Consider the following 12,231-nt stretch of genomic DNA (forward strand, 5'->3'; position numbering starts at 1 on the left):
AGCCGATCTCGACGTACATCACCTGCGTGGTGGCGGGGCCGTACCACTATGTGACCGACACCTACGAGCGGGTGTTCGAGGACGGTACGCGGCTGGAGATCCCGCTCGGCGCCATGTGCCGCAAGGGGCTCGCCCGGTACTTCGACGCCGACGACGTCTTCCTGGTCACCAAGCAGGGCCTGGACTTCTTCCACGACCACGTCGACTACCCGTACCCGTTCGGCAAGTACGACCAGGCGTTCGTGCCGGAGTACAACCTGGGCGCGATGGAGAACCCGGGCCTGGTGACCTTCCGGGAGGAGTACATCTTCCGGGGGAAGGTGACGCGGGCCTCCTACGAGGCGCGGGCCAACGTCATCCTGCACGAGATGGCGCACATGTGGTTCGGCGACCTGGTCACCATGGAGTGGTGGGACGACCTGTGGCTGAAGGAGTCCTTCGCCGACTTCATGGGTGCCTTCGCGCTGGTCGGCGCGACCCGCTTCACCGACGGCTGGATCACCTTCGCCAACCGCCGCAAGGCGTGGGCGTACCGCGCGGACCAGCTGCCCTCCACGCACCCGGTCACGGCGGACATCCGCGACCTGCAGGACGCCAAGCTGAACTTCGACGGCATCACCTACGCCAAGGGCGCGTCCGTACTCAAGCAGCTGGTGGCGTACGTCGGCCAGGACGCGTTCCTGGAGGGCGCCCGCCGCTACTTCAAGCGGCACGCCTACGGCAACACCCGCCTGGGCGACCTGCTGGCGGTCCTGGAGGAGACCAGCGGCCGGGACATGGGCGCGTGGGCGCGGGCCTGGCTGCAGACGGCGGGGGTCAACTCGCTGACCCCGCAGGTGGTGCTGGGCGCCGACGGCACCGTCGAGGAGCTGGCCGTCCTGCAGGAGGCCGCCGAGTCCCATCCCGAACTGCGCCCGCACCGGGTGGCGGTGGGCCTGTACCGGCGCTCCCAGGTGGGGGCGCTGGAGCAGTACGCGCGCGCCGAGCTGGACGTGGACGGCGCCCGTACGGTCGTGGCGGAGCTGGCCGGTCAGGACGCCCCGGAGCTGGTGCTGGTCAACGACGACGACCTCACCTACTGCAAGATCCGCTTCGACGAGACCTCGCTGGCCACCCTGCGCGAGCACCTGGGCGCGCTGACCGACCCGCTGGCCCGCGCCCTGTGCTGGACGGCGCTGTGGAACATGACCCGGGACGCGCTGCTGCCCGCCCGGGACTTCGTCGGCCTGGTGCTGCGGTTCGCGGGCCGCGAGTCCGACATCGGCGTGCTGCAGATGCTGCACACGTGGGCGGAGTCGGCGCTCGTGCACTACGCGGCGCCGAGCTGGCGGGAGACGGGCGGGCGGCTGCTGGCCGAGGGGGCGCTGGCCGAGCTGCGGCAGGCCGAGCCGGAGAGCGAGCACCAGCTGGCGTGGGCGCGCTTCTTCGCCACGATGGCCTCCGCCCCGGACGACCTCCGGCTGCTGGAGGGCCTGCTGGACGGCACGGAGGAGATCGAGGGGCTGGAGGTCGACCAGGAGCTGCGCTGGGCGTTCCTGGGGCCGCTGGCGGCGCACGGGGTGGCGGACGAGAGGACGCTCGCCGGCGAACTCGCCCGCGACGACACCGCCTCCGGCAAGCGGCACCAGGTGCGCTGCCTGGCCGCGCGGCCCTCGGCCGCCGTCAAGGCGCGGGCGTGGGAGCAGGTGGTGGAGTCCGACGCGCTGTCGAACGCGCTGGTCGAGGCCACGATCGCGGGCTTCGACCAGCCCTCCCAGCGGGAGCTGCTCGCGCCGTACGCGCCGAAGTACTTCGAGGCGATCGAGCGGGTGTGGACCGAGCGGTCCATCCAGATCGGGATGGACGTGGTGCGGGGTCTGTTCCCCGCGCTGCAGGACTCGCGGGAGACCCTGGAGGCGACGGACGCGTGGCTCGCCGCGCACGAGCAGGCCGCGCCCGCCCTGCGCCGGCTGGTCCTGGAGGCGCGGGACGACCTGGCACGGGCGCTGCGTGGACAGGCGTGCGACGAGACGGCCGGGGCGGCGGCCCGATGAGCCGTAACTCTGGCCAAAGGTCGGGCGCGCGGTAACCGTTACGAAATTCAGGCAAGACACACCGTAACCCCTGGTCCGCCCCGGACGGACCAGGGGTTTTCGGCATCCGAACACCCGTCCTTTAGGGCGGGGTTGTCCGGATTGAGCGCCGCTCTTGTAACAGTGGTTAAGGTCCGGATCCGGTCCGGGAAACGTGCCGGACATGAACCACAACACCCCGCTCTCCCCCCGCCCCCTCCACCACCTCGCCGAGGCGCACCGCCGGGTCCTGACCGCCGCCCAGCTGCGCGAGCACGGAGTGTCGGCCGCCGAGTCGGCCGAGCGGTGCCGCCGCGGCGGCCCCTGGCAGCAGATCCTGCCGGGCGTGTTCCTGCTCCACCCGGGCCCGCCGACCAGCGAGGAGCGGCTGCACGCGGTGCTCATGTACGCGGCGCGCGGCCCACTCCCCCGGCCCGCGCCCAAAGTGCCCGCGCAGCCGACCGCCCAGGACCCGCGCCGCCCGGTGTACGCCGAGGCGATGGTCACCGGCCTGGCGGCCCTGACCCTGCACGGCTTCGCCGCCGCACCCGCCCTGCCGTCGCTGGAGAGGATCGACGTCCTGGTGGAGCGCGGCCGGCGGCTGCGCTCGACGGGCTGCGCCCGGATCGTCCGTACGGCCGGCCTGCCCGTGGCGGACCTGGTCACCGGGCTGCCGGTGGCCCCGGTGCCGCGCGCCCTGGCGGACGCGGTGGCCGGGCTGTCGGACGCGGGCACGGTACGGCGGCTGCTCACCGAGGCGGTGCGCGGCGGGTACTGCGAACCGGCAGCGGTCGTGCGGGAGCTGACCAGTGCGAGGCTCCTGGCCCGGCCGCACGTGGTGGACGCGGTGGACCTGCTGCTGGCCGAGGGCCGGGCGCTCGCGGAGGACCGGCTGTACCGGATGGTCCGCGAGTACGGCCTGCCCGACCCGGTCTGGAACGTGGACCTGCGGCTGCCGGGCGGCCCCCACCTGGGCGGCCTGGACGCGTACTGGCCCGAGCAGGCGGTCGCGGTGGAGCTGGACACCCGCGCCTCCCGGCAGGGCGAGGACGCCCAGGGGGCGGAGTACGCCCGCAAGCGCGAGCACCTGGAGCGGCTGGGCGTCACGGTCGTCCACATCACCCCCAGGAAGCTGCGCGACGCCCTGGAGCAGCAGGCGGCGGTCGTCCGCACCGCCCTGATGGCCGCAGCCGACCGCGACCCGGCCGCGTATGTCGTGGTGCTGCCCCGTTAGCGACGGTCCCGGGCACATCAGGAGGGGAGAGGAGGGACCGCCGGGACGACCCCGGCGGTCCCTCCTCGTGTGCCGGGCACCGTCCTCGTCACGTGGCCGCCGGCTTCCCCGTCGGCGGGCGCTCGCGCCACAGGCGCAGCCCCGCGTCGACCAGGCCGACCCGGGGCAGTGCGGGGACCGCCTCCAGGGGGTGCCAGGCCGCGCGGTCCGTGGAACCGCCCGTCTCGTGGCGCAGTTCGCCGCCGGTGACACGGGCCTCGTAGAGGATGCGCAGGCCGTGGAAGTCGGCGTGGGTGCCCAGGCGGCGCGGGTAGGCGCGGCGGACGGAGTCCAGGCCCAGGAGGGCGACCGGTTCGACGGCGTAGCCGGTCTCCTCCTCGGCCTCGCGCACGACGGTGTCGTAGGGGTCCTCGCCGTGCTCCATGCCGCCGCCGGGCAGGGTCCAGCGACGGGTGCCGTCGCCGGCCACCCAGCGGGCCATCAGCAGCCGTCCGTCCCTTACGCATACGGCGTAGGCCGCCACCCTCAACTCCTTGTGCATGGGGGGACGTTACGGCGTGGCCCGGGAGGGCGGGGGGCGACACCGGAGGAACCGGCACGGTTTGGGCGGCTATCTCCCGGGTGGCGCATGGCGGAAGTACGCCATGCACACTTCCCTCCATGGTCAACTCTCGTCAAACATCTTTTCTTTAGGTAGACCTGAGCGATCGTCCGGCTCCGAAATCCGGACGGTGGCGATCGGACCCGATCGCACACTCGCCTGGTTCCTTTACCTACAAGGGATGCCAATGACCTCCGACCCCCAGCACGCACCGCTCACCGGTGCCAGACGGCTGGCCCGCATCGCCACGGCGGCCGGCGTGGTGGCCGCGCTCTCCATGGCAGGGCCGATACCCATGGCCTTCGCCCAGGACGGCCCGACGTCCACCGACCCGGCCGTCAAGCCGGCGGACGACAAACTCGGTTCGGCCGGCGCCGAACTGCTCGCCGAGGCCAAGGCCGAGGGCGCCGAGCACGTCACGATGATGATCGCCACCGCTCCCGGGCAGACCGAGCAGGTCGCCAGGCAGCTGGACGCGGTCAAGGGCGGCGCCGTGGGCCGCACCTACGACAAGCTCGGCTACGTCCGCGCCACCGTGCCGACGGACAAGGCGGACTCGGCGATCGCCGCCGCCTCGAAGCTGTCCTCCGTGCAGGCCATCGACCTCAAGCAGGACATCCCGCTCGACGACCCGAGGCCGGACGCGGACACCGCCAAGGGCGGCGGCAAGGGCAAGGGCAAGGGCGACGCCGCCTACCCGGCCCCGGACAAGAAGACCCCCGCCGAGAACCCGTACAACCCGTCCTTCGAGACGGGCGCCGTCGACTTCGTGAAGAAGAACCCGAAGGCGGACGGCCGGGGCGTCACCATCGGCATCCTCGACTCCGGCGTGGACCTCGCCCACCCGGCGCTGCAGAAGACCACCACCGGCGAGCGCAAGATCGTCGACTGGGTGACCGCGACCGACCCGATCGTCGACAGCGACCAGACCTGGCGCCCGATGGTCAACCCGGTCTCCGGGTCCACCTTCACCTACGACGGCAAGACCTGGAAGGCGCCCACGGGCTCCTACCAGATCAGCGTCTTCAAGGAGTCGTACACCGTCGGCGGCGACGCCGACGGGGACGTGAACCGCGACGGCGACACCACCGACTCCTGGGGCGTCCTGTACGACCCGGCGGCCGGCACGGTCCGCGTCGACCTGAACAACAACAACGACTTCACCGACGACACGCCGATGAAGCCGTACAAGGACGGCTTCCAGATCGGCTACTTCGGCACCGACGACCCGAAGACGGACGTCGTCGAGCGGCAGCCGTTCGTCGTGGAGATCCGCAAGGACGTGCCGATGGACCCCTATGGCGGGTCCTGGACCGGCAAGAAGGCCGACTTCGTCAACATCGGTCTGATCGAGTCCGAGCACGGCACGCACGTCGCCGGCATCACCGCCGCCAACAGCCTGTTCGGCGGCAAGATGAACGGCGCCGCCCCGGGCGCCAAGCTCGTCTCCTCCCGGGCCTGCAACTGGAACGGCGGCTGCACCAACGTCGCGCTCACCGAGGGCATGATCGACCTCGTCGTCAACCGCGGCGTGGACATCGTCAACATGTCCATCGGCGGCCTGCCGGCGCTCAACGACGGCAACAACGCCCGCGCGGAGCTGTACACGCGGCTCATCGACACCTACGGCGTGCAGCTCGTCATCTCGGCGGGCAACAGCGGCCCGGGCCTGAACACCATCGGCGACCCCAGCCTCGCCGACAAGGTCGTCTCGGTCGGCGCGACCATCTCCAAGGAGACCTGGGCGGCCAACTACGGCTCCGTGGTGAGCAAGAAGTACGCCATGATGCCGTTCTCCTCGCGCGGTCCGCGTGAGGACGGCGGCTTCACGCCGGTCATCTCCGCGCCCGGCGCGGCCATCAACACCACGCAGACCTGGCTGCCCGGCGGCCCGGTCGCCGAGGCCGGCTACTCCCTCCCGGCCGGCTACTCGATGCTCCAGGGCACCTCGATGGCGTCCCCGCAGGCGGCCGGCGCGTCCGCGCTGCTGCTGTCGGCGGCGAAGCAGAAGCGCATCGACCTCACCCCGGCGAAGCTGCGCACCGCGCTCACCTCGACCGCGCAGCACATCAAGGGCGAGCAGCCGCACAGCGAGGGCGCGGGCCTGATCGACGTCGTCCAGGCCTGGAAGGCGATCGAGAAGAGCGCCAAGAGCGCCGCGGCGCACGAGTACGGGGTCAAGGCCCCGGTCAGCACCTCGCTGTCCTGGGCGCTGAAGACCCCCGGCTTCGGCACCGGCCTGTACGACCGCGAGGGCGGCCTGAAGAAGGGCCAGAAGAAGTCCTACGACGTCCAGGTCACCCGCACCACGGGCCCGGCCGGTTCGGTCAAGCACCACCTGGGCCTGAAGAACGACGACGGCACCTTCAGGATCGTCGGCTCGCGCGAGGTCTCGCTGCCGCTGAACAAGCCGGTGACGGTGGAGATCGAGGCGCGTCCCGGCGCCGCCGGTGTGCACAGCGCGATCCTCGAGGTCGACGACCGCCGCACCGAGGGCGTGGACAAGCAGATCATGCTGACCGTCGTGGTCTCCTCGGAGATCGCCAAGCCGTCCTACGCCCACTCGGTGTCGGGTGTCGCGCAGCGCAACAGCACCCAGTCGTACTTCGTGACGGTCCCGGAGGGCGCGAAGACCCTCGAGGTCTCGATGAGCGGGCTCAAGGACGGCAGCCAGACCCGCTTCATCGCGATCCACCCGTACGGCACCCCGGTGGACCCCACCTCGACCCCGAACTGCTACCCGAACTACAACAACCCGGCCAACACCTGCCGTCCGGACGTGCGTTCGTACGCCAAGCCGATGCCGGGAGTCTGGGAGATCGAGGTCGAGTCGCGTCGTACCTCGCCGCTGCTCGACAACCCGTTCACGCTGAACGCGGCGGTGTACGGGCTGGACTTCAGCCCCGCGGTGCAGACGGTCGAGGAGGCGAAGGCCGGCACGCCGACCTCCGTGTCCTGGACGCTGACGAACAAGCTCGCCGGGCTGGACGCCAAGCTGAAGGGCGGCTCGCTGGGCTCGTCGAAGTCGGACCGCCCGACCATCGCCGACGATGAGACCCAGACCAGGACGGTGGTCGTGCCCGCCGGTGCCGAGCGGCTGGACGTCGCCATCGGCAACGTCGCGGACGCCGGCGCCGACCTGGACCTGTACGTCTACAACGCCGCCGGCCAGCGGGTCGCCTACTCGGCGGCGGGCGGCTCGGAGGAGTCCGTCTCCATCGCCAAGCCCGCCCCGGGCACGTACACGATCCTGATCGACGCCTACTCGGTGCCGGCCGGCACCACGGCCTACGACTACCGGGACGTGTACTACTCGGCGGCGCTCGGCTCGGTGAAGGTCGACGAGTCGAAGGTGTACGCGCTCGCCCCGAACGGCACTGCGCGGATCTCCGCCGACGTCGTCGCGAACGAGCCGGCCCCCGCGGGCCGCGAGTTCTTCGGCGAGGTCCAGGTGGTGAACACCAAGGGCACCGTCGCGGGCCTCGGCAGTGTGAAGATCGGCAAGGTCGTCCCGTAGCGGACGCGGTCGCGCACACGGCACTGGGGCGGGCGTCCGTACGGACGCCCGCCCCTTTCGTCATGAGCGGGTCCGAGAGGCAGCCCGGGAGGCAGCCGGGAGGCGTACGTCACACCGCTGTATGAGACAGGGCCCGGCGGGCAGGCACGCGGCAGCACAGCTTGCGGCGGGAAGGCCCCGCCGGGCGAATTCCTGCAGTTCGGCACGGGTGCGGGCGGCAGGAACACGGGTGTGCTCCGGACGTGCCCGTCCCAGTCCTCGGGCACGTCGGGCAAAGAATTGGACAGGTGGGCCGGGGCGGGCCGCATGATGGAAGGGCCTCGGTCGGGCAGTACGCACGCACAGCACACGACAGCACACGTGGAGGAGTCACCGTGAGGATCGGAATCGTCGGAGCCACCGGTCAGGTCGGCACGGTCATGCGCGGGATCCTCACGGAGCGCGAGTTCCCGGTCACCGAGCTGCGCCTGTTCGCCTCGGCCCGCTCGGCGGGGACCGTCCTGGACGGCGTGACCGTGGAGGACGCGGCCGCGGCGGACTACTCCGGCCTGGACATCGTGCTGTTCTCGGCGGGCGGCGCGACCTCGAAGGCGCTGGCCGGGAAGGTCGCCTCGCAGGGCGCCGTGGTGATCGACAACTCCTCGGCCTGGCGCAAGGACCCGGACGTGCCGCTGGTGGTGTCCGAGGTGAACCCGCACGCGATCGCCGACCGCCCCAAGGGCATCATCGCCAACCCGAACTGCACGACGATGGCCGCGATGCCGGTCCTCAAGCCGCTGCACCAGGAGGCGGGCCTCCAGGCGCTGGTCGTCGCCACCTACCAGGCCGTGTCCGGCTCGGGCGTCGCGGGCGTCGCCGAGCTGCACGGCCAGGTGCAGAAGGTCGTTGCGGACGCCGACCGGCTGGCCCACGACGGCGCGGCCGTGGACTTCCCCGAGCCGTCCGTCTACAAGCGCCCGATCGCCTTCAACGTGCTGCCCTTCGCGGGCAGCCTCGTCGACGACGGCCTGAACGAGACCGACGAGGAGCAGAAGCTCCGCAACGAGTCCCGCAAGATCCTGGAGATCCCGGGCCTGAAGGTCTCCGGCACCTGTGTGCGCGTGCCCGTGTTCTCCGGCCACTCCCTGCAGGTCAACGCCCGTTTCGAGCGTCCGATCAGCGTGGAGCGCGCCACCGAGCTGCTGGCCGGTGCCCCCGGCGTCGCCCTCTCCGACATCCCGACCCCGCTCCAGGCGGCCGGCCAGGACCCGTCGTACGTCGGCCGCATCCGCCGCGACGAGACGGTGGAGAACGGTCTCGCGCTGTTCATCTCCAACGACAACCTCCGCAAGGGCGCGGCCCTGAACACGGTCCAGCTCGCGGAGCTGGTGGCGGCGGAGCTGAGCGCGTAGGACCCGTTCGGGTACGTGATGCGGGCGGGCGGTCGCCGGAGTCGGTGACCGCCCGTTCACCTGGGGCACGACGTGGAAGGATGACCGCACCCACCCATCACGAGGAGATGACCGCGTGCCTGGCACAAACCTGACTCGCGAAGAGGCGCAGCAGCGGGCGAAGCTGCTCACCGTTGACTCGTACGAGATCGATCTCGACCTCTCCGGCGCGCAGGAGGGCGGCACCTACCGGTCCGTGACCACGGTGCGCTTCGACGTCGCCGAGACCGGCGCCGACTCCTTCATCGACCTGGTGGCCCCGGCGGTCCACGAGGTCACCCTCAACGGCGACGCGCTGGACCCGGCCGAGGTCTTCGAGGACTCCCGGATCGCCCTGCCGGGCCTGCTCCAGGGCCGCAACGTCCTGCGGGTCGTCGCCGACTGCGCGTACACCAACACCGGCGAGGGCCTGCACCGCTTCGTCGACCCGGTCGACGACCAGGCGTACCTGTACACCCAGTTCGAGGTTCCGGACGCCCGCCGGGTCTTCGCCTCCTTCGAGCAGCCGGACCTGAAGGCCACCTTCCAGTTCACGGTCAAGGCGCCCGAGGGCTGGACGGTCGTGTCCAACTCGCCGACCCCCGAGCCCGAGAACGACGTCTGGGTGTTCGAGCCGACGCCGCGCATCTCGACGTACATCACGGCGCTGATCGTCGGGCCGTACCACAGCGTGCACAGCGTGTACGAGAAGGACGGGCAGTCGGTCCCGCTCGGCATCTACTGCCGGCCCTCGCTCGCCGAGTTCCTCGACGCGGACGCGATCTTCGAGGTGACCCGGCAGGGCTTCGACTGGTTCCAGGAGAAGTTCGACTACGCCTACCCGTTCAAGAAGTACGACCAGCTCTTCGTGCCCGAGTTCAACGCGGGCGCGATGGAGAACGCGGGCGCGGTGACCATCCGCGACCAGTACGTCTTCCGCTCGAAGGTGACCGACGCGGCGTACGAGGCGCGGGCCACCACGATCCTGCACGAGCTGGCCCACATGTGGTTCGGCGACCTGGTCACCATGGAGTGGTGGAACGACCTGTGGCTGAACGAGTCGTTCGCCACCTACGCCGAGGCCGCCTGCATGGCGTACGCCCCCGGCTCGAAGTGGCCGCACTCGTGGACCACGTTCGCCAACCAGATGAAGACCTGGGCGTACCGGCAGGACCAGCTGCCCTCCACCCACCCGATCATGGCGGACATCCGCGACCTGGACGACGTGCTCGTCAACTTCGACGGCATCACCTACGCCAAGGGTGCCAGCGTGCTCAAGCAGCTGGTGGCGTACGTCGGCATGGACGAGTTCTTCCGGGGCGTGCAGGCGTACTTCAAGCGGCACGCGTACGGCAACACGCGCCTGTCCGACCTGCTGGGCGCGCTGGAGGAGACCTCCGGGCGCGACCTGAGGACCTGGTCGGAGAAGTGGCTGGAGACGGCCGGCATCAACATCCTGCGTCCGGAGATCGAGACGGATGCCGAGGGCGTCATCACCTCCTTCGCGATCCGCCAGGAGGCCCCCGCCCTGCCCGCCGGCGCCAAGGGCGAGGCGACCCTGCGCCCGCACCGGATCGCGGTCGGCCTGTACGACCTCGACGAGGCGAGCGGCAAGCTGGTGCGCGCCGCCGACGGCCGGATCGAGCTGGACGTGGACGGCGAGCTGACCGCCGTACCGCAGCTGGCCGGCCGGCGCCGTCCGGCGGTCGTCCTGCTCAACGACGACGACCTGTCGTACGCCAAGGTCCGCCTGGACGAGGAGTCGCTGGCCGTCGTCACCGAGCACCTGGGCGACTTCGAGTCCTCGCTGCCGCGCGCCCTGTGCTGGGCGTCGGCCTGGGACATGACCCGGGACGCGGAGCTCGCCACCCGCGACTACCTGTCGCTGGTGCTGTCCGGGGTCGGCAAGGAGTCCGACATCGGTGTCGTGCAGTCGCTGCACCGCCAGGTGAAGCTGGCCGTCGACCTGTACTCCGACCCGGCCACCCGCGAGGCCCTGCTCACCCGCTGGACGGACGCCACGCTGGCCCACCTGCGCGCGGCGGACGCGGGCAGCGACCACCAGCTGGCGTGGGCGCGGGCCTTCGCGGCGACCGCGCGCACGCCGGAGCAGCTGGACCTGCTCGAGTCCCTGCTGGACGGCTCGCACACGGTCGAGGGCCTGGTCGTGGACACCGAGCTCCGCTGGGCGTTCGTGGAGCGGCTGGCGGCCGTGGGCCGGTTCGACGAGGCGGAGATCGCCGGCGAGTACGAGCGGGACAGGACCGCGGCCGGTGAGCGGCACGCGGCCACCGCGCGTGCGGCCCGTCCGACGCCGGAGGCCAAGGCGGAGGCCTGGGCGTCGGTCGTCGACTCCGACAAGCTCCCGAACGCCGTCCAGGAGGCGGTCATCGCGGGCTTCGTCCAGACCGACCAGCGCGAGCTGCTCGCGCCGTACGCCGAGCGGTACTTCGAGGTGGTCAAGGACGTCTGGGAGTCCCGCTCGTACGAGATGGCCCAGCAGATCGCGGTCGGGCTGTACCCGTCGGTCCAGGTGTCCGAGGACACCCTGCGCAGGACCGACGAGTGGCTGGCCTCGGCCGAGCCGAACGCCGCCCTGCGCCGGCTGGTCTCGGAGTCGCGGGCGGGCGTCGAGCGCGCCCTGAGGGCCCAGGCGGCGGACACGGCGGCCGCCCGGCCGTAACACCGTCCGTACGGTCATGGGGGCGCCCGGTGTCCGGCCGGGCGCCCCTTGGCGTGTGCGGCGGCGCTACGGGTGCGGCACCCGGCTCGCCGGCTCCCCCTTCTCGCGGGCGCGCTCGCAGGGCCGGCCGGCGGGCGGGGGCGGCGCGGTGGCCGGAGCGGGCGGGCGGGCCGTGCCCGACTGGCCGGCCACCGTGGCCCCGAACGCCAGCGCCATGCCGGTCAGCTGGAGGGGCGTGAGGGACTGGCCGAGGGCGGCCCAGCCGAGTACGGCGGCGGTGAGCGGGGACAGGGGGCCGAGGAAGGTGACCTGGGTGGCGCTGAGTCGGCCGATGCCGCGGAACCAGAGCCAGTAGGCGAGCGCCGTGTTCACCAGGGCCAGGTAGAGGTAGCCGGCGGCGGCCCGCGCGTCCGGCGCGGGGGGCGGCCCTTCGAGGAGGAGGGCGAGGGGGGCGATCAGCAGGCCGCCGGCGGTGAGCTGCCAGCCGGTGAGCGCGAGCGGGCCCGCGCCGGGCGGGCGGCCCCACTTCTTGGTCAGCACGGTGCCGGCGGACATCGAGGCGGCGGAGGCGAGGGCGGCGAGCACTCCCACGAGGTCCGGCGCCCCGGCCGCCTTCAGCACGACGAGGCTGACGCCGAACACGGCCACGACCCCGGCGAGCAGCGCCCGCGCGGTCGGCCGCTGCTCCAGCAGCAGCGCGGAGAGCCCGACGACGAACAGCGGGCCGACCGAGCCG

At 71.9% G+C, this 12,231-nt stretch carries 7 protein-coding genes; 5 read left to right on the top strand and 2 right to left on the bottom strand.

Features of this window, described 5'->3' with window-relative positions:
- Both pepN (RH94_RS15750) and RH94_RS15755 read left to right on the top strand, forming a co-directional pair.
- A partial coding sequence (gene pepN / locus RH94_RS15750; RefSeq protein WP_234425800.1) for an aminopeptidase N occupies positions 1 to 2,033 on the top strand: 2,033 nt, incomplete at its 5' end.
- Positions 2,034 to 2,235: 202 nt separating this feature from the next.
- Complete coding sequence (locus tag RH94_RS15755) at positions 2,236 to 3,285, top strand: serine/threonine-protein kinase (protein WP_073948219.1); 1,050 nt, start codon at positions 2,236 to 2,238, stop codon at positions 3,283 to 3,285.
- Positions 3,286 to 3,373: 88 nt separating this feature from the next.
- Here the strand turns inward: RH94_RS15755 and RH94_RS15760 are convergent, their stop codons facing one another.
- The gene (locus RH94_RS15760) at positions 3,374 to 3,826 is read right to left on the bottom strand and encodes an NUDIX hydrolase (RefSeq protein WP_073948220.1); all 453 of its coding nucleotides are present in this window, start codon (positions 3,824 to 3,826) and stop codon (positions 3,374 to 3,376) included.
- A gap of 247 nt (positions 3,827 to 4,073) precedes the next feature.
- Here RH94_RS15760 and RH94_RS15765 point away from each other — a divergent pair, with 247 nt between their 5' ends.
- The 3 genes from RH94_RS15765 to pepN (RH94_RS15775) all read left to right on the top strand — a co-directional run bounded on the left by RH94_RS15765 (position 4,074) and on the right by pepN (RH94_RS15775) (position 11,495).
- On the top strand, positions 4,074 to 7,403 hold the full coding sequence (locus tag RH94_RS15765; protein ID WP_073948221.1) for a S8 family serine peptidase: 3,330 nt from the start codon (positions 4,074 to 4,076) through the stop codon (positions 7,401 to 7,403).
- 374 nt (positions 7,404 to 7,777) lie between these two features.
- The gene (locus RH94_RS15770) at positions 7,778 to 8,794 is read left to right on the top strand and encodes an aspartate-semialdehyde dehydrogenase (RefSeq protein WP_073948222.1); all 1,017 of its coding nucleotides are present in this window, start codon (positions 7,778 to 7,780) and stop codon (positions 8,792 to 8,794) included.
- Positions 8,795 to 8,909: 115 nt separating this feature from the next.
- Entirely contained in the window at positions 8,910 to 11,495 is a 2,586-nt protein-coding gene (gene pepN, locus RH94_RS15775) for an aminopeptidase N (RefSeq protein ID WP_073948223.1), read from the top strand.
- 66 nt (positions 11,496 to 11,561) lie between these two features.
- Here the strand turns inward: pepN (RH94_RS15775) and RH94_RS15780 are convergent.
- Positions 11,562 to 12,231 (bottom strand): EamA family transporter (locus tag RH94_RS15780; RefSeq protein ID WP_234425801.1); only part of this gene is annotated, 670 nt, incomplete at its 5' end.

It is taken from the genome of Streptomyces kebangsaanensis (genome assembly GCF_001906585.1).
GTDB classification, from domain to species: Bacteria; Actinomycetota; Actinomycetes; order Streptomycetales; family Streptomycetaceae; genus Streptomyces; species Streptomyces kebangsaanensis.